Source organism: Vibrio sp. THAF64, from assembly GCF_009363455.1.
GTDB lineage: Bacteria > Pseudomonadota > Gammaproteobacteria > Enterobacterales > Vibrionaceae > Vibrio > Vibrio coralliilyticus.
This window is the reverse complement of sequence record NZ_CP045355.1, coordinates 402,116-421,625: the sequence shown is the minus strand read 5'-3', so window position 1 is coordinate 421,625 and position 19,510 is coordinate 402,116. Positions and strand designations below refer to the sequence as shown.

The 19,510-nt window shown below is 45.9% G+C and carries 17 protein-coding genes; 11 read left to right on the top strand and 6 right to left on the bottom strand.

Annotated elements, in window-relative coordinates:
• Window positions 1-11: 11 nt before the first annotated feature.
• The gene (locus tag FIU99_RS01945; protein ID WP_006963129.1) at window positions 12-749 is read right to left on the bottom strand and encodes a pseudouridine synthase; all 738 of its coding nucleotides are present in this window, start codon (window positions 747-749) and stop codon (window positions 12-14) included.
• Window positions 750-936: 187 nt separating this feature from the next.
• On the opposite strand from FIU99_RS01945, the gene FIU99_RS01940 reads away from it, so the two are divergent.
• Entirely contained in the window at window positions 937-2,208 is a 1,272-nt protein-coding gene (locus FIU99_RS01940) for an NRAMP family divalent metal transporter (protein ID WP_006963130.1), read from the top strand.
• Between the two features lie 62 nt (window positions 2,209-2,270).
• On the opposite strand, the gene rapA is transcribed toward FIU99_RS01940, so the two are convergent.
• On the bottom strand, window positions 2,271-5,180 hold the full coding sequence (rapA, locus tag FIU99_RS01935) for an RNA polymerase-associated protein RapA (protein ID WP_006963131.1): 2,910 nt from the start codon (window positions 5,178-5,180) through the stop codon (window positions 2,271-2,273).
• A 473-nt stretch (window positions 5,181-5,653) separates the two neighbouring features.
• Between rapA and FIU99_RS01930 the strand changes: the two genes are divergently transcribed.
• The 5 genes from FIU99_RS01930 to FIU99_RS01910 all read left to right on the top strand — a co-directional run bounded on the left by FIU99_RS01930 (window position 5,654) and on the right by FIU99_RS01910 (window position 10,323).
• On the top strand, window positions 5,654-7,030 hold the full coding sequence (locus FIU99_RS01930; RefSeq protein ID WP_006963132.1) for a PhoH family protein: 1,377 nt from the start codon (window positions 5,654-5,656) through the stop codon (window positions 7,028-7,030).
• Window positions 7,031-7,148: 118 nt separating this feature from the next.
• Entirely contained in the window at window positions 7,149-8,153 is a 1,005-nt protein-coding gene (locus FIU99_RS01925; protein WP_006963133.1) for an ornithine carbamoyltransferase, read from the top strand.
• 247 nt (window positions 8,154-8,400) lie between these two features.
• Entirely contained in the window at window positions 8,401-9,330 is a 930-nt protein-coding gene (gene pyrB, locus FIU99_RS01920) for an aspartate carbamoyltransferase (RefSeq protein ID WP_006963134.1), read from the top strand.
• Window positions 9,331-9,344: 14 nt separating this feature from the next.
• Complete coding sequence (pyrI, locus tag FIU99_RS01915) at window positions 9,345-9,806, top strand: aspartate carbamoyltransferase regulatory subunit (RefSeq protein WP_006963135.1); 462 nt, start codon at window positions 9,345-9,347, stop codon at window positions 9,804-9,806.
• A 127-nt stretch (window positions 9,807-9,933) separates the two neighbouring features.
• Window positions 9,934-10,323, top strand: coding sequence for a RidA family protein (locus FIU99_RS01910; RefSeq protein WP_004747250.1), 390 nt, complete (start codon window positions 9,934-9,936; stop codon window positions 10,321-10,323).
• A 56-nt stretch (window positions 10,324-10,379) separates the two neighbouring features.
• On the opposite strand, the gene FIU99_RS01905 is transcribed toward FIU99_RS01910, so the two are convergent.
• Complete coding sequence (locus tag FIU99_RS01905) at window positions 10,380-10,571, bottom strand: hypothetical protein (protein ID WP_006963136.1); 192 nt, start codon at window positions 10,569-10,571, stop codon at window positions 10,380-10,382.
• A 99-nt stretch (window positions 10,572-10,670) separates the two neighbouring features.
• Window positions 10,671-11,603 (bottom strand): malate dehydrogenase, encoded by a 933-nt coding sequence (mdh, locus tag FIU99_RS01900; RefSeq protein WP_006963137.1) that lies wholly within the window; start codon window positions 11,601-11,603, stop codon window positions 10,671-10,673.
• Window positions 11,604-11,933: 330 nt separating this feature from the next.
• On the opposite strand from mdh, the gene argR reads away from it, so the two are divergent.
• The 5 genes from argR (at window position 11,934) to FIU99_RS01870 (ending at window position 17,625) form a co-directional block, all read left to right on the top strand.
• Complete coding sequence (gene argR, locus FIU99_RS01895; protein WP_006963138.1) at window positions 11,934-12,404, top strand: transcriptional regulator ArgR; 471 nt, start codon at window positions 11,934-11,936, stop codon at window positions 12,402-12,404.
• A gap of 335 nt (window positions 12,405-12,739) precedes the next feature.
• Window positions 12,740-13,708, top strand: a complete 969-nt coding sequence (locus FIU99_RS01885) for a TAXI family TRAP transporter solute-binding subunit (protein WP_006963140.1) — start codon at window positions 12,740-12,742, stop codon at window positions 13,706-13,708.
• Between the two features lie 228 nt (window positions 13,709-13,936).
• Window positions 13,937-16,516, top strand: coding sequence for a TRAP transporter permease (locus tag FIU99_RS01880; RefSeq protein WP_039952674.1), 2,580 nt, complete (start codon window positions 13,937-13,939; stop codon window positions 16,514-16,516).
• A gap of 134 nt (window positions 16,517-16,650) precedes the next feature.
• Window positions 16,651-17,088, top strand: coding sequence for a universal stress protein (locus FIU99_RS01875; RefSeq protein ID WP_006963142.1), 438 nt, complete (start codon window positions 16,651-16,653; stop codon window positions 17,086-17,088).
• A 144-nt stretch (window positions 17,089-17,232) separates the two neighbouring features.
• Entirely contained in the window at window positions 17,233-17,625 is a 393-nt protein-coding gene (locus FIU99_RS01870) for a DUF2061 domain-containing protein (protein ID WP_006963143.1), read from the top strand.
• 6 nt (window positions 17,626-17,631) lie between these two features.
• Here FIU99_RS01870 and FIU99_RS01865 read toward each other — a convergent pair whose 3' ends face one another.
• On the bottom strand, window positions 17,632-18,432 hold the full coding sequence (locus FIU99_RS01865) for a hypothetical protein (protein ID WP_006963144.1): 801 nt from the start codon (window positions 18,430-18,432) through the stop codon (window positions 17,632-17,634).
• Between the two features lie 133 nt (window positions 18,433-18,565).
• Entirely contained in the window at window positions 18,566-18,979 is a 414-nt protein-coding gene (gene rraB, locus FIU99_RS01860; protein ID WP_006963145.1) for a ribonuclease E inhibitor RraB, read from the bottom strand.
• Window positions 18,980-19,510 lie beyond the last annotated feature (531 nt).

Genomic DNA, 19,510 nt, shown 5'->3' with positions numbered 1-19,510 from the left:
CTATAATGAAATCATGGACGCGGCAGCGTTTTATAGTCCGGCAATTCTCGCACAGGATCGAAATAGTTAAAGATCAACGCCTCCGCTTCAGGATAGAAATCACAAGGAACAAAAATACTGCGTAGACGTTCATCTTGAGGATGGTAAAAACTCAATTCAGCCGCATGCAGTTCAAGACGGCTTGAGAATTCAAAGGCTTCTCCCTGTGAATAGAACTCATCTCCGACAATCGGATGTCCTAAAGCCTGCATATGCACACGTAGCTGATGTGAACGCCCAGTTATAGGCAGTAGCCTGACGATGGTGGTCTGCTCTTCCCGCTTCGCCACCTCAAATAAGGTTTTTGATGGCTTACCCTGTTCAAAACAGACTTTCTGCTTCGGCCGATTTGGCCAATCACAAATCAGTGGAAGATCCACTTCTCCCTCTTGTTGTTCAACGCGTCCCCATACACGAGCATAGTAGACCTTATGCGTGAGGCGAAACTGAAACTGTTTTTTTAACGCCGATTCTGTGGGCTTGTTCTTGGCAAACAGCATCAAACCTGAAGTTGACATATCAAGACGATGAACCGGTTGGATGTCAGGATAGATGTCTTTCAAGCGGCTCCACATGCTGTCGTAATGCTCTTCAGCCCTGCCTGGCACAGACAAAAGACCCGACGGCTTATTCACCACAAGGATGCCTTCATCTTCAAATACTCGCTCAATCCATGGCTCGGTGGGAGGATGGTATTGCTGCATAGCCATAAAACATCTCAATCAGATTTATAACTCAGCCAGTATATCAGAGTCATGCCTGTGACAGCGTTTCCACATCCTAGTATGTTTTAGCTTTTTTCATGTAAATAATATTTAACGCCTTGGTTGCATATGATATTCATACCCGCCATTGACAAGACACAATCACTAACAACAAAAACATCAAGGAACACAAATGGAAACGATCTCCGCTTCAGAGAGCCAACCCAAATACTCTCTGTCACAACTCGTCCGTTCGCTAGGCCCAGGGATCATGATGGCCGCTGCCGCGGTAGGGGGCTCCCATCTGGTGGCTTCAACAAAAGCCGGGGCGATTTACGGATGGCAGCTAGCCGCACTCATTTTGTTAGTTAACTTTTTTAAATATCCATTTTTCCGCGCCAGTATCCAATACACAATGGGAACCGGAGAAAGTCTGGTCGAAGGTTATGCAAAGCTTGGCCGACCTTACCTATGGCTGTTTGTCGCACTCAGCGTTATTTCCGGTATCGTCAATACAGCCGCCTTACTGCTCTTCAGTGCTAGCTTGCTGGGTTACTTCATTCCCTTCGACCTCTCGACCACAAGCTTGTGCTTAATCATCTTAGCCACCTGTTTAACAATTCTATTTGCAGGTCACTACAAAGCCCTCGACTCCTTATCCAAAATCATTATGGCGGTACTGACCATTGCAACCCTGACTGCGGTCGCTATTGCCGCAGGTAACCCTGTCGAAGCGGTTCCTGCTTTTGAAGCGCCCTCACCTTGGTCCATTGCCGCTATCGGCTTTATTGTTGTAACCATGGGTTGGATGCCAGCACCGATTGAAATTTCCAGCCTGACATCAATGTGGCTTAAAAGTCAGCAACGCCACCAGAAGGTAACGGCTCGTTCTGCTTTGTTTGATTTCAATGTGGGCTACATCGGTACGGCGATTCTGGCGATTGTCTTCCTTGCATTAGGCACTTTGGTCTTACACGGCAGCAATATTGAATTATCTCAATCGGGTGTGGGCTTTTCGCATCAGCTGGTTGGGCTCTACGCGTCAACTATTGGCGAATGGTCACGTTACCTAATTGCAGCCGTTGCGTTCTTCTGTATTTTTGGCAGTACGATTACGGTGATTGATGGCTACGCTCGAGTGATTTCAGAATCTCAACGCCTACTGCGTAAGCAAAAAGAAATGAAGCCTAAAGTGACTCAGGGTTGGATGTTACTTATCTCCGCAGCAGCACTGTCGATCATCGTATTCTGGGCAGCGGCACTACTGCCGATGCTTGATTTTGCGATGATTTTGGCCTTTATGACCACACCGTTTTTTGCACTGCTTAACTATATTCTGGTTTCAAAATCTAAGTTGCCAGAACCTTTGGCGCTCAGTAATAAACTGAAATGGCTTTCTATCACTGGCCTTGTCTACCTGTTTGGTTTCTTGGCGGTATTTGTGTGGTGGAAGTGGCTGATGTAGTCAAATAGCGACCAACAAAAAAGGCCTTCAAATGAAGGCCTTTTACTGCAAGTTGCGTAAAATCAGTTGTGGGACACAACAATCATACGCAGCGAGTCCAACTGGTACTGAGCTTGAGCAATGTAGCCATTCAGCTCTTTAATCTGCGCTTCAATCGCTGCAAGCTCTTCATCACGGATGTTTGGGTTAACCGCTTTCAATGCTTGCAGTCGTTCCAGCTCCGCATTCAAGCTCGCCTGCATTTCTTGTTGTGCTTCAGCACGTACAGCTTCGACTTTTTCGACAATCAGCGCTTCACCTGCGGTGATCATTTGATGGACCTGAGCCTGAACTGACGACACCAGTTTGGTCGCCATATGACGGCCTACCGGGCTAAGCTGGCGGTTAAAACTTTCAAACTCAACCTGCTGAGATAAGTCACTGCCTTTGCTATCCAGCATCAGACGGATTGGTGTTGTCGGCAGGAAACGGCTGATGCCACTGCGTTTTGGCGCCTGAGCATCGACTTTATACACTAGCTCAAGCAGCATGGTACCTACTGGCAATGCTTTGTTCTTCAGTAAAGAAACCGCGGTTGCACCGACGCCTTCACTCATCAGTAAGTCAATACCACCCTGAATCATCGGGTGCTCCCAACTAATGAAGTTCATGTCTTCGCGAGACAACGCCGTTTCACGATCAAAAGTAATCGTCGCGCCTTCATAAGGCAGACCAGGATAACTTGGCACCATCATGTGTTCAGATGGCGTCACTACCAAGGCATTTTCCCCTTTGTCGTCCTGATTAAGGCCAATGGTATCAAACAGACTCAACGCAAAGGTCACCAGATTGGTATCACCATCGGTTGCCGCAATCTTATCGACTATCTGCTGCGCTTTTTCGCCACCATTGGAATGCATTTCCAGTAAACGGTCACGCCCTTGCTCAAGTTGAGACTTAAGCTCTTTGTTCATCGCAGCAGACTCGCTGATAACATCATCGAGTTCGGTCACGTCACCTGAAGCCAGCATTTCAATCAAACGATCAGAGAACTTGTCATACACCGCGCGACCTGTCGGGCAAGTTTCAGCAAAAGCATTTAGACCTTCATCGAACCAACGCGCCAGAATCGCCTGTGAAGTTTGCTCCAGATAAGGAACGTGAATATCAATATCACGACTCTGACCAATACGGTCCAGACGACCAATACGCTGCTCAAGTAAGTCAGGGTTGAACGGCAAATCGAACATCACCAGTTGGTTTGCAAACTGGAAGTTACGACCTTCTGAACCTATTTCACTACAGATAAGGACCTGAGCGCCACCCTCTTCCTGCGCAAAGTAAGCGGCCGCTTTATCACGCTCCAGTATCGACATACCTTCGTGGAACACGGTGGCACGGATACCTTCACGCTCACGCAGCGCCTGCTCTAGCTGTAGCGCTGTGCTAGCACGAGAAGCAATAACCAGGATCTTGTCACTGCGCTTTTGTTTAATCTTCTCAATCAGCCAATTGACACGTGAATCAAACTGCCACCAGCTAGCATCATCCCCTTCAAACTCTTGGAAGATTTCTTCTGGATATAGATTTTTCAGCGCACGTGCTTCAGGGCTGATTTTGCCACCAATCATGCCCGATACACGCATAGACGTCGTGTACTGCTGAGGGATCGGCATTGGCAATAGGTTCACGTTGCGAACCGGGAAGCCTTTGATCGCTGCACGAGTGTTACGGAACAGCACGCGTCCTGTACCATGACGGTCCATCAGGTTGTCGATCAGTTCCTGACGAGCTGCGGCTTTGGCATCTTCTTCGCTATCGCTTTCAATAATGCGGAACAGAGGCTCAACATCCTGCTCGGACAACAACTCAGTAATCTGATTTTTAGCGTTATTCTCAAGCTGTTGACCAGAGAACAGCGCACTCACCGAGTCCGCTACTGGCGCGTATTGCTCTTCTTCTTCAACAAACGCTTGGTAGTCATAGAAGCGGTCTGAATCCAACAAACGCAGACGGGCAAAGTGACTCTCACGTCCTAGTTGCTCTGGGGTTGCGGTCAGAAGAAGTACCCCTGGAGTGCGCTCTGCCAGCCCCTCAATCACCTGATATTCACGGCTTGGCTGCTCTGGGCTCCATTCTAGATGGTGCGCTTCATCGACAACCAACAGATCCCACTCACCTTCAAGTGCTTGCTCGAAACGCTTACGACTCTTACGTAAGAAATCCAGTGAACACAGTACATATTGCTGGGTATCAAACGGGTTATCTGAATCAGCAAACGCCTCAATACAGCGCTCTTCATCAAAAATCGAAAAATGCAGATTGAAGCGGCGCATCATCTCCACTAACCATTGATGCTGCAACGTTTCCGGTACCACAATCAAGATACGCTCCGCTCGGCCAGCTAACACCTGCTGGTGGATGATCATCCCAGCTTCAATGGTTTTGCCTAGACCTACTTCATCGGCTAACAAAACGCGAGGCGCATGACGACGACCGACTTCATGAGCAATGTATAGCTGGTGAGGAATCAAACCAGCACGCATACCACAAAGGCCGCGCATCGGGCTCTTATGCTGTTCATATTGGTTCATCAATGCACGATAACGGAGCACAAAGTTGTCCATGCGATCAATCTGACCGGCGAACAATTTATCTTGCGGCTTGTTAAAACGGATTTGGTTACTGAGCATAATTTCGCGCAGCATCACCTCTTGCTCTCCGCTGTCTTCGCGGGTACCGATGTAGGCAAATAGACCTTGGTCCTCGACCACTTGCTCAATCTTAAGTGACCAACCTTGCTGACTGTCAACGACATCACCAGCGTTAAAGGTTACTCGGGTAACAGGCGCATCATTACGAGCGTACACTCGGTTCTCTTCTGAAGCTGCAAACATAAGTGTCACAGTGCGAGCATCCAGTGCTACTACAGTCCCTAAACCTAAATCGCTTTCTGTATCGCTAATCCAGCGCTGGCCCAAAGCAAATGTCATGAATCGACTACCTCATCTGTTTAATTCAAAAATGGGTCTATTTATCTTAGTTGTTCTTGCGTGACTTGAAAGGCAACTGACGGGGAAGTGAATGGTCAGCAGTCACGCCAAAAAGGTCGCTCATATTACTCGAAGCTGTGATATTGGTCACGCACAAACACCTCAAAAAACAACAAATTTTTCTCTATCTTTTGCATGACATCAAAGTGTAAGAAAAGAGTGGCAAATCTAAAAAAGAGAGTTGGAAATCTGACTTATACTCACAAATGAGAATGCAGGCGACGGTGTCAATTTTTCGACTGGCACGAGAGATGCATTATTTCGGATGACGATCAACACGGGTTTGTAGCATATCAGCTAACCGACAGCGATCTCTGAGCGACTTAGCGACATGCTGCAAGCAACCGCAGGTAGGCCATCATCACAAGCGATTGTGAATGGCAAACAAGCCGCATCACGGCAAGGAGACGCTTATGGGTGACACGGATCGGAAACTTTTTGTCCTAGACACCAACATCCTTCTTCATGAACCTTTAGCCATCTATTCCTTTCAAGAACACGACGTGGTCATTCCTATGACCGTCCTCGAAGAACTCGACCGAATCAAAGACAGCAAACGCGACGTTGCCCGCGATGCCCGAGTGGCCATCCGCGCAATGGAAGCCATGTTCAAAGACGCCACACCAGATGAAATCTCTGAAGGCATTCCGATTAACCGCGATAAAGAAAACACCGGACATATCTCTATTCTCGCCGATTTTGAGCTGCAAGAAACCGTTAAGGCTTTTGCAGACAAAGCAGGTGATAATCGCATTCTTAATGCGGTGCTTTATCTGCAAAACAAACGTGCACCACGTGAAGTGGTTCTGATCACCAAAGATATTAATATGCGCTTGCGTGCCAAAGGCGCTGGCGTTCGCTTTGTTGAAGATTACCGAACTGACCAATTGATTGATGACGTTCAGTACCTAACTAAAGGCTTCCAACAAATCGAAGGCGACTTCTGGAGTAATATCGAAGAAGTCGAAAGTAAGAACCTTGGCGGTCACACGTTCCACACTCTAGACCGAGAACCTTTTGAGCCGACGTACATCAATCAGTATGTTATTGATGAAGAAAGTGACTTTGCAGGGCGAGTGGAAGAAATAACCCCGGAAAAAGTGACACTCAAAGATCTCAGCCGCGAGCGTATGATGCATCGCCGAGCGTGGGACATCACGCCGAAGAACATTTATCAAGGCATGGCGTTAGATGCCTTACTCGATCCTGATATTGATTTGGTGATTCTCACCGGGGCTGCGGGCAGTGGTAAAACGCTACTTGCTATGGCGTCCGCTTTGGAGCAAACCATTGAACACGGTATGTTTGACAAGATCATCGTCACACGTAATACGCCAGATATCGGCGAATCGATTGGCTTCTTGCCCGGCAGTGAGGAGGAAAAAATGCTGCCTTGGTTAGCGGCGGTAACGGACACACTGGAAGCGCTGCATAAGCACGACCACTGTACGGAAGGCTCACTGAAGTACATCTGCGATAAAGCCAATATACAGTTTAAGTCGATCAACTTTATGCGTGGCCGCTCAATCCAAAACGCATTTGTGTTGCTGGATGAGTGTCAGAACCTGACCGCTTCGCAAATCAAAACCATTATCACACGCTGTGGTGAAGGTACCAAGATAGTCTGCTCGGGTAACCTGGCGCAGATTGACTCACACTACCTCACCCCTGTTACATCAGGATTGACCTACATGGTTGAACGCTTCAAGAACTTCGAAGGCAGCGCTAATGTCCACCTAAATGGCGTCGTGCGCAGTCGTCTGGCCGAGTTTGCCGAAGAGAATTTATAGTCATAAAAAGCGGGATATTATTTATATCCCGCCATATTTTTAAAATAATTATTCACAAACATCACATAACTATGTTTAACTAGTCCTATTAAAATAATGAGCAATGAAGGACTGAAGCATGGCTTTCAATCTACGTAACCGAAATTTCCTTAAGCTTCTCGATTTCACCCCAAAAGAGATCCAGTTTTTACTCGATCTATCTGCGGATCTTAAGAAGGCAAAATACGCGGGCACAGAACAGAAAAAGCTCGTAGGCAAAAACATCGCCCTGATCTTTGAAAAAGCCTCGACTCGTACCCGATGCGCGTTTGAAGTCGCAGCCTTCGACCAAGGCGCACAGGTGTCTTACATCGGCCCATCCGGTTCACAGATCGGTCATAAAGAGTCGATGAAGGACACCGCGCGAGTATTAGGCAGAATGTATGACGGCATTGAATATCGAGGGTTCGGCCAAGAGATCGTAGAAGAGCTGGGGCAATACGCTGGTGTACCCGTGTGGAACGGTTTGACCGACGAATTTCACCCCACTCAAATACTGGCCGATTTTCTCACCATGCTTGAACATGGTCGCGGTAAGCTGCTCCATGAAATCAAGTTTGCTTACTTAGGCGATGCACGCAACAACATGGGTAACTCTCTATTGGTGGGGGCTGCCAAAATGGGCATGGACATTCGTTTAGTCGCCCCTAAAGCTTTCTGGCCAGAAGAGGAACTGGTGGCAAACTGCCAACTGATTGCTCTGCAAACCGGGGCAAAAATCACGCTGACTGAAAGCGTTGATGAAGGCGTTAAAGATTGCGACTTCCTTTATACTGACGTGTGGGTTTCGATGGGCGAAGCTCCAGAAGCTTGGGATGAGCGAGTTGCACAAATGAAGCCTTATCAAGTCAATATGGACACCCTAGATAAAACCGGTAACCCGCAAGTCAAGTTCATGCATTGCTTACCGGCATTTCATAATGATGAAACCACCATAGGCAAGGAAGTAGCAGACAAATACGGTATGAATGGGCTTGAAGTCACCGAGGAAGTGTTCGAATCTGACCACTCGATTGTGTTTGATGAAGCAGAGAACCGCATGCACACGATTAAAGCTGTGATGGTCGCAACACTCGGTTCATAACACCAACAAAAATTGCACCATAAAGCTTCGATGTAATCGCTTGCGTTAACAAATCTTCAGCGTATAATGCTCGGCAATTTGTCTGGAGGTAGTGACCAAATGCCACGTAAAACGTGTTCTACAAAACGATTTACATTAGGTAAGCCAAAACGCTTACTGGCTGGTCTTTTTACTATTTCCACCGATTTTTAAAGCCTCCCTATTGGGAGGCTTTTTTATTGCCTAAATTGCAGATGGGACGATGATTATGACGAACACGCTTTATAACAAGCACATTATCTCAATTCCTGAGCTTTCTCGTGAAGAGCTGGAACTGATTGTCAAAACCGCAGGTCAACTCAAAGCAGAGCCTAATCCTGAGCTGATCAAGAACAAGGTGATCGCCAGCTGCTTCTTTGAGCCTTCTACCCGTACTCGTCTGTCTTTTGAAACCGCTATCCAGCGCGTCGGTGGCAGCGTGATTGGTTTTGATAATGGCGGTAACACTTCGCTCGCCAAGAAAGGAGAAACCTTATCGGACTCGGTTCAGGTTATCTCTTCTTATGTCGATGCCTTTGTTATGCGTCATCCACAGGAAGGCGCTGCACGATTAGCTTCTGAATTCTCCAATGGTGTACCTGTCATCAACGCGGGTGACGGAGCGAACCAACACCCAACCCAAACTCTGCTCGACCTGTTCTCTATTGCCGAAACACAAGGCCGTCTCGATAACCTCAATGTTGCCTTTGTTGGTGACCTGAAATACGGCCGTACTGTTCACTCTCTAACACAGGCCCTAGCGAAGTTTAACAATGTTCGTTTCTACTTCATCGCGCCAGAGGCACTGGCGATGCCAGATTACATTTGTGAAGAGTTGGATGAAGCTGGCATTGAATACAGCATGCACACAGATATGGAAACTGTCATCCCTGAGCTAGACGTGTTGTATATGACCCGTGTTCAGAAAGAGCGCTTTGACGAGTCGGAATACGCACACATCAAATCCGCCTACATCCTTACTGCATCCCTGCTGGAAGGCGCGCGCGATAATCTAAAAGTGCTACACCCACTACCTCGTGTGGATGAAATCACTGTTGATGTCGATAAAACGCCACACGCCTATTACTTTGAACAGGCTGAAAATGGCGTCTATGCGCGTGAAGCCCTACTTGCCCTTGTTTTAAACCAATCACTGTAATCGGGAGAATAATCATGGCTAAAGAAACTCAATTGCAGGTTGAAGCAATCAAAAACGGCACCGTTATTGACCACATCCCAGCTCAGATTGGTATTAAAGTTCTCAAGCTCTTTTCAATGGATAAGTCAGAGCAGCGCGTAACTGTTGGCCTCAATTTGCCGTCTTCGGCCCTCGGCCATAAAGACCTGCTTAAGATTGAAAATGTTTTTATTAGTGAGGAGCAGGCAAGCAAGCTGGCCTTATACGCACCGCATGCCACGGTTAACCAAATTGAAAACTACGAGGTTGTGAAGAAACTGGCACTGGATTTACCAGAACAGATCAACAACGTCTTTGAATGCCCAAACAGTAACTGCATTACCCACGATGAACCGGTAGAAACCAGCTTTAAAGTGTTCGAGAAAAAAGATAACGTGCGATTAAAATGTAAGTATTGTGAGAAGGTCTTCTCACGGGAAATCGTTACTGAACGTTAATCGTCGCTTAATCATAAATTATCAATCCCTGCTCTCTGATAGCAGGGATTTTTCTTTACGCCGCTCTGCTTTCACGGCACACTGACTTCCCTTAATTACGTTAACCCTCAACAGATGGAACATAATAATGACTAAAGTACTTCATACAGAATCCGCTCCTGCTGCTATTGGCCCATATGTACAAGGTGTAGACCTAGGTAACATGGTACTGACTTCAGGTCAGATCCCAGTAAACCCTGCAACAGGTGAAGTATCAGCAGACATCGCTGAACAAGCTCGCCAGTCTCTGGATAACGTAAAAGCGGTCGTTGAAGCATCTGGCTTGTCTGTTACTGACATCGTTAAAATGACAGTTTTCGTAAAAGACCTTAATGACTTCGGTACAGTTAACGAAGTGTACGGTAAATTCTTCGATGAGCATAACGTAGCAAACTACCCTGCACGTTCATGTGTGGAAGTAGCTCGTCTACCTAAAGATGTGGGTATCGAAATTGAAGCTATTGCTGTTCGTAAGTAATTTGCAAATACCATAAAAAAAGCGAGCATTGAGCTCGCTTTTTTTATGGTCAGGAATCAATAGTACTTGTCACAACCTATATGCAGTTGTGGGTCATCCATTAATTCGCTGATGTCAGCGGCAAACTGCTGATGAGAATCACGCTCCTCTATAAGAATCGCATGGTTCTTCTTATCAACGGCCAATACTCTTCCAACACCCTGTTTGCATTCCACCAGCATACCTTTTTCGATTTCAGTAATATCCATATTCCTCTCCCCTTGTTGTTTATTTATTTACAACCTAGGGGATGAAAAGGATCAAAAAAGCCGACTCAAAGTCGGCTTTTTATAATATTAGTTTATGGCTTACTTAACGAAATCCACACCCGTTTGGATGTCGCCGTTCAGTGTTTCTAACATGCCATCAAGTGCTGATTTTTCGAATGCACTCAGTTCACCGTAGCTCAGGATCTCTTCAACGCCATCTTTACCCAGCTTCACGGGTTGTGCGAAGAACGGTGCATGCTCACCATTACCTTCAACGTAAGCGTACTCAACCACATCTTCACCTTGAAGTGCTTTCACTAGAGCAAGACCGAATCGGCAAGCCGCCTGACCCATAGACAGAGTTGCGCTACCGCCACCCGCTTTTGCCTCTACCACTTCAGTACCCGCATTCTGGATACGCTTAGTCAGTGCTTCTACTTCTTCTGCAGTGAACTCAACACCTTCTACCTGAGAAAGCAGAGGAAGGATTGTCACGCCAGAGTGACCACCGATAACCGGTACACGCACTTCACCTGGATCTTTATCTTTTAGATCCGCAACGAAAGTTTCAGAACGGATAACATCCAGAGTTGTTACACCAAACAGGCGACGCTTATCATAAACGCCCGCTTTCTTAAGAACTTCTGCCGCAATTGGCACGGTAGTGTTGACTGGGTTAGTGATGATACCGATCATCGCTTTAGGACAAACGTGAGCGATTTTCTCAGCAAGAGACTTAACGATACCAGCGTTGACGTTAAATAGGTCTGCACGATCCATACCAGGCTTACGTGCAACACCCGCTGAAATAAGAACAACATCCGCACCTTCAAGTGCTGGCGTTGGATCTTCGCCCGCATAACCTTTGATTGATACAGGCGTTGGGATGTGGCTTAGATCAGCAGCAACACCCGGAGTAACCGGAGCGATGTCGTAAAGTGCTAAATCTGAACCAGCAGGAAGACGGTTTTTTAGTAAAAGGGCTAGGGCTTGACCGATGCCTCCAGCGGCACCAATAACGGCTACTTTCATCGTAGTTCTCCTTGAGATGAATCTCTTTATAAGTCTTGGGGTGATTTGAAATCAACGCTGTCCAAAGCTATAGCAATCACATACTGATTACAATCAATTAACGTCAGCTTTGCGACCTTGCGCAACTCAGTAACAACGTGCTACACACAAGTGTTTATTATCCTTACATTTACCTTTATTGACAAAGAGTTAAGTAATTAAAAATTGCAATCTTACATCTCCGTTTACAGTGACACGTTAGACAGATTTTAGGGATAGCATTGGCACAATTTGCATAGCTATGCGAGAATATTCACTTGATTTTTATAAAACTACGGTTGAGAGAGAACCATGCGTCATTCAGAAAAACAAGATAACCTCGTCCGTGCCTTCAAAGCGCTATTGAAAGAGGAACGTTTTGGCTCCCAGGGGGATATTGTTGAGGCTCTGAAAAATGAAGGCTTCGAAAACATCAACCAGTCTAAAGTTTCCCGTATGTTGACTAAATTCGGGGCAGTGCGTACTCGCAACGCTAAGATGGAGATGGTCTACTGCTTACCTGCAGAATTGGGTGTACCAACAGTATCCAGTTCTTTGCGTGAACTGGTACTGGATATTGACCGAAACAATGCTTTAGTGGTTATCCATACTGGACCGGGCGCTGCTCAGCTTATCGCTCGCTTGCTGGACTCGTTAGGTAAAGCAGAAGGCATTTTAGGTGTAGTGGCTGGTGACGATACTATCTTCATCACTCCGACACTGAATATGACCACGGAACAATTATTCAATTCAGTCTGCGAACTATTTGAATATACTGGATAAGTTTCAGATATAACCCCTTATTATTGAGTCACTCGATGGCATTCTTCTTGTGACTCAAATCACATCTTAGATAAATCTCTTCTTCTAAATACACACTAAGCTAAATCCTTGATTCACCAGTGGTTTAACCTGCTAATTCAGGTTAAATTTTCGCGCAAAAACCAGCCAATTTCGCTATATTTTTTAACAATCGTGTAATTATGTGCCAATTTTTTGGTATTATTCAGCCACTTTTTCAACATACGGATTGAAAAAGATGCCGTTTCCATAATAGGAAACTCCCGTAGCGACTACACTTGCTATGGGGTTAATAATGAATAAAGGAAGGGAAATTCATGGCATTGAACAAACTTATTAAAGTTGGTGCTATTGCAGCTGCTGTAATGGGTGCTGGCGCGGTTAACGCTCAAGAATTCATCACTATTGGTACAGGTTCTGTAACTGGTGTTTACTACCCAACTGGTGGTGCAATTTGTAAGCTAGTTAACAAAGGCCGTAAAGATCACAACATTCGTTGTTCTGTAGAATCGACAGGTGGTTCGATCTACAACGTCAACACTATCCGTGCGGGCGAGCTGGACTTCGGTATCGTTCAGTCTGACTGGCAGTACCATGGTTACAACGGTACAAGTAAGTTTGCTGAACAAGGCCCGTACAAAGAGCTACGTGCAATGTTCTCTCTACACACAGAACCATTCAACATCATTGCTCGTTCTGACTCTGGTATCGAAAACGTTGCAGACCTGAAAGGCAAGCGCGTAAACATCGGTAACCCAGGTTCTGGTGACCGTGCGACTATGGGTGTAGTAATGGAAGCAATGGGCTGGACTAACGACAGCTTCAAGCTTGCATCTGAGCTAAAAGGTTCTGAGCGTTCACAAGCCTTGTGTGACAACAAAATCGACGCGTTCGTTTATGTTGTTGGCCATCCAAACGGATCAATCAAAGAAGCAACCACTTCATGTGATGCGAAGCTAGTATCAGCGACTGGCGCGAAAATCGATGAAATCGTTGCCGACAACCCATACTACGCATTCAGTACAGTTCCAGCGGGCATGTACCGTGGTACAGATAAAGACGTAAACAGCTTTGGTGTTGCCGCTACTATGGTAACTACAACAAACGTTTCTGACGAAGTTGCTTACAACGTTGCAAAATCTGTATTCGAGAACTTCGATACCTTTAAGCGTCTGCACCCTGCGTTTGCAAACCTTAAGAAAGAAGACATGGTGAAAGCTGGTCTTTCTATCCCTCTACACCCAGGTGCTGAGAAATACTACAAAGAAGTAGGTCTACTTAAGTAACCTCTCTTTGTTCACCAGGGAGGTCACTACCTCCTTGGTGCAGCAAGCTCTAAGGTATTGAGCAATATCGTATTATTTGGAGTTTCACATTTTTGAAACTCCTCTTTATTTCTATCTATCAAAAACTTACAACCGAGCAATATTTCATCTTTTCACTAAACTGAAAGATGCAAAATCAGGTTCTGACAATCATAAAAAGACAGGCCATTTATAATAAGGATTAAGTACATGTCGAAGACAACATCTCCGTCTCAAGACGTGCAAGAAATGGTAGCTCAAGCCGACACAGGTGCCCGTGCCCCGTTGGGGATTCCTGGCCGCATCTTATGGTTTGTGCCGCTATGTTGGTCATTATTCCAACTTTGGTACGCATCCCCTCTGCCGTTCATATTTAATTTTGGCGTACTCAACGACACTGAAGCACGTTCGATACATTTGATGTTTGCCGTGTTCCTAGCGTTTACCGCTTACCCTGCTCTGAAAACTTCTCCTCGTGATCGAATCCCTGCTCTGGATTGGCTACTGGCGTTAGCCGGCAGTTTCTCCGCTGCTTATATCTATATTTTCTACACCGAGCTGGCTGGCCGCTCAGGTGCTCCAACAACATTTGACATTGTGGTTGCAGTCATAGGAATGGTGCTGCTACTGGAAGCTACACGTCGTGCACTGGGTCCACCACTGATGGTTGTTGCTGCAGTCTTCTTGCTGTACACCTTTGGCGGTCCGTACATGCCGGATGTTATCGCGCACAAAGGAGCAAGTCTGAACAAAGCCATGTCGCACCTATGGCTAACAACGGAAGGTGTATTTGGTGTTGCATTAGGCGTTTCGACATCATTCGTATTCCTGTTTGTACTGTTTGGTGCAATGCTAGAACGTGCTGGTGCAGGCGCGTACTTCATTAAAGTCGCTTTCTCTCTACTCGGCCATATGAAAGGCGGCCCAGCGAAAGCGGCTGTTGTGGCATCAGGTTTGTCAGGTCTAGTTTCAGGCTCTTCAATTGCTAACGTTGTGACCACTGGTACCTTCACTATCCCACTAATGAAACGTGTCGGTTTCCCAGGAACAAAAGCAGGTGCAGTAGAAGTTGCCGCTTCAACCAACGGTCAGTTAACGCCACCTATCATGGGCGCAGCAGCCTTCCTTATGGTTGAATATGTCGGTATCTCATATGTAGAAGTGATTAAAGCCGCGATTCTTCCAGCTCTAATCTCATACATCGCTTTGATCTACATTGTTCACCTAGAAGCGTGTAAAGCGGGTATGACTGGCCTTCCGCGTCGTCACAATCCGACGCTAATCGCGAGCTTGCTGTCATTTACTGGCACCATCCTCGGCTTGTGTGTCATCAGTGCCGCGGTGTACTACGGTATTGGTTGGACGAAAGACGTCTTCGGTGATGCTGCTACACCAATCGTCACCGTTGCGCTACTTCTATCTTACGTCGGTTTAGTCAATATCTCGGCCAAATATGCCAAAGAAGGGGCGATTGAGATTGATGCCGAACTGACTGAAGTACCAGATCCAGGCCCAACAATTAAGTCTGGCTTACACTACCTGCTACCAATCGTTGTGCTGGTGTGGTGTTTAACCGTCGAACGTTTTTCTCCTGGTTTATCTGCGTTCTGGGCAACAGTATTCATGATCTTTATCCTGATTACTCAACGTCCTCTCATGGCCGTACTTTCTAAACAAGGATCGATTGCTGAGCAAACCAAAGAAGGCTTTATTGACTTACTTGAGAGCCTAGTGTCTGGTGCTCGTAATATGATCGGTATCGGTGTTGCGACTGCAGCCGCGGGGACGGTTGTCGGTGTGGTGACTCTAACGGGTATCGGTCTGGTTATGACGGACTTTGTTGAGTTTATCTCTGGCGGTAACATCATCCTGATGTTGCTGTTTACCGCAGTCATCAGTCTTATCTTGGGTATGGGCCTGCCAACAACAGCAAACTACATCGTGGTATCTACGCTGATGGCACCCGTTATTGTAACGCTAGGTGCACAAAGCGGCCTGATTATCCCTCTAATCGCCGTTCACTTGTTTGTGTTCTACTTCGGTATTCTGGCAGACGATACACCTCCGGTTGGTTTGGCTGCCTTTGCAGCAGCGGCGATCGCGAAGTCGGATCCGATTCGAACAGGTATTCAAGGCTTCACCTACGATATTCGTACTGCCATCTTGCCATTTATGTTCATCTTCAATACTCAGCTTCTTTTGATGGGTATTGATAGTTGGTGGCATTTGTTGCTCACGATCATATCTTCCGTCATCGCAATGCTGATATTCTCTGCAGCAACACAAGGCTGGTGGTTTACGAAGAACAAGTGGTGGGAAACGGTTCTGCTCTTGGTTCTGACGTTTACTTTCTTCCGCCCTGGTTTCTGGTGGGATCAAATTTACCCAGCCAAAGTACTTCACCCAGGTACAGAGATCGCGCAAATCACTGAACAGCTACCAGTTGGTCAAGAGATTGAGCTTCTTGTTGCGGGTGAGAACCTTGAAGGCGATTTCATCTCGAAGACCGTCCGACTGCCATTCGAGGACAGCGCAAAGTCCGCTGAAGATCGTATCTCATCTATGGGTCTGATGTTAAATAACAGCAATGGCCGTATGTTGGTAGATATGGTCGAGTTCGGTAGCCCAGCAGAAGCAGCTGGTGTTGATTTCGACTGGGAAATTCGCTCGGTTGTAGTGGATGCAGATCGACCAATGAAAGAGTGGGTCTTCGTTCCTGCACTGCTACTGCTCATCGGTCTAGGTATGAACCAGAGAAGACGAGCTCGTAAGGATGAACTGAGCGCGTAACTTAGTTAGCCTCGCTCCATAGAAGGAAGTGAGGCTACACTTATACTAAACCACTTAAACCTAGTGGATTTGGTATTAACTAAGGATGCACATCTCAGCCATTTCCATGGTTGTGACTGAATAGAGAGCTATCGATGTATAAGCAAATTCTTGTTCCTGTCGATCTGAACGACAAAGGCTTTTCTGATAAAGCACTTGAGCTGGCTGTCTGGCACGCCAAGCACTCCAATGCTCAAGTTCATCTTCTAAACGTATTACCAGGTATTCACATGTCAATGGTTGCGACCTACTTTCCAAAGGATGCCGCAGCAAAAATGAAAAATGACGTTGAGAATCAGCTGAAACAGTTCGCTGTCCAGCACATTCCTGAAGAAGTCGTATATAAAGCGCACGTAGCCGAAGGCAAAGCGTACGCGACTATTCTCGACTATGCGGAAAAGCTTGGTGCCGACCTGATTGTGATGCCAAGCCATAAACGTTCTAAACTGGATAAAGTGGTATTAGGTTCCGTCGCCAGTAAAGTGGTTCAGAACTCACCCATCAATGTCTTGGTGGTAAAACCGCAAGGTTAAGTGGATTGAATAAAGACAAAAGGCGCTCAATTGAGCGCCTTTTTTAATAGTTACTAACGATTGATATTATAGTTTCAATCGAATTTAACTAATGATAATAATTATCAATAATGATCCTATTAACACCAAAGACTGGATCACATCATGAAAAAGACACTAACCTTTGCTGCTATTCACTTCACAATCGCGTTCACGGTCGCGTATCTATTAACGGGTGATATCTTGATCGGCAGTCTGATTGCCATGATCGAACCTATGGTGAACACCGTTGCATTTTATTTTCATGAACGAGTGTGGCAAGCCTCACCCCAGTTGAAAAAACGTGAGAACGCTACAGCACTGAAAACCACTAGCTTTGCCGTTGTACACTTTAGTGTGGCGTTCAGTGTGGCTTATCTTTTGACAGGGAGCTGGTTAGTCGGTGGCGTTATGGCCGCGATTGAACCAAGTATCAATACTCTCGCCTACTATTTCCATGAGCGAGTGTGGCAGCGTAAACAAAGCCCGCTATTTCCACAGCAAGCTGCTCACGTTTGAAAACCACTACACCGGGAAATGGGTCACGCAGAGATCTTCACTCAGCCCGATATTAAATTTCTGCGTTTGACCATCCAACATCACTTCTAGCTGATACAGATCATTAGGATCAGGCTGACTAGCATCGAAATAGATCGGCGCTTCGACCTGGAATAGAGCGCTCGCATGATCATTTCGTACATCAATAGGCAGGTGATACGTCATTCCATTAAACTTAACTGAAGCAGAAATCAGCCCAGGTGAGTATGTTTTGTAGTGAAGATCGACCATAAACTCACAACCACCGCCGTGATGCCAGATCTGCTCGGTTACAACATGATCTAAACGCACATGGCGAATAAACTGTAAGTAAGGCTCTTTCCAGATACCCACTCGTGAGTCAAACTTCTGATGAGGTTGTTCACCTAAAGGACAAATATCCAGCCTGTCTTCTTCAAATAGAAGTTCTTCTTCCTCTTCAAGAAATAGGATCTCAAAACGATTTCGACCTAACTGCATGTAAGGGCGAATGTCCTTTTTGTATTCCACCTGTGAGCCATCACAATCAAACAACGCGATACCATTAAGTCGTACTTCAGCATGGTAATCTACGCCACCGAGCACCAAGTCAACGGCTGGGAACGCCAGCATAGCCTCGTCAACTTCAATATCGTGCATCAAGTGCCACTCTTGCTCCGCAATCTCTTGTTCGGACAATGTATCAGGTAAGCGCGCGCTCAACGCTGCAGGGAAAGTAATGTCATCCTGAGGAACAGAAAGGTCAGTAAGCGGAGAGATCTGCCATAAGCCTGCGAGTGATAGCTGCATGTTTCCCTTATTAAAATTGCGCTAGATCAAGTTTGGGTGATTATAAAGAATCGTCTGAATGAAAGATACTTATCCCTCGACGAATTACAGCGACAAAAAAACCAGCCTTTGGGCTGGTTTCTTCAACAACTCTTTACTCTTCGTCGTCATCTTCTTCTGGGTACAGCGCATCTTCGCCTTCGTAGTAGGTACCCCATCCGTCGTAGATGATGTCGTATTTCTCTGCAAGGTGAATCAGCTTCTCTACTTGAGCATCAATCGCTTCTGCATCAAGAGCGGATTCCATTGTGGCGTCACAACACAACAGTTTGTTGCCATCTTCATCTTCTGTTTCTTCAGCTTCCAATACTTCAAAGCCCATTTTAAACGCTTCAACAACGGCTTTTTCCAGCGTATCAAAATCTTCTGCAAACAGGTGATGTTCAATTTCATACAACGCATCTGGATCACTGCCATCTTCTCGTAAGGCTTGGATGATCTCGCGAGTCTCTTCCTTTTGAATCTCAATTAATTCTTCAACTGATAGATATTCGTCTTCATGAGACATAAGTCGGCTCCAGATAGTGACAACATTGATCGATTTTTACCGCAACGGAATATCGCATGGATCCAGCGAAATTACTACCCGCAATCCATTCGGATCGTCATCTTTATTGAGGCAATCATTAACGATCTCACCGGATCCAGCTCACAACATCGGAAACTTAACATTTTTTTATCATCAGTGTGATTCAGAATTATCTGTGGTCGTCGATCACAGTTTCCTACCCTTAGTTATGCGTTTTTATTTTTCATCACTGCATATCTTAGGAAAAATGAGATCTGCATAGAAATATACCTTTCTGCCACCAGCTAGCAAAGTTATGAATAGCTATGCTGAATTCAATTTTAATTTGTCAAAATTCTTCTTATAGCGTGGCGAATAGAGTCGCAAAGTCAGCGCACATATTTTACAGTTGAATTTTTAGTTAAAAAGCTCACAAAAAGCCAGTACAAAAGAATTAAAAACCACGAATTTAATAAAAACTAGTTTTTGAACCCAACATTACTGCTTGCATCTTGATAACAACCTTGTCAT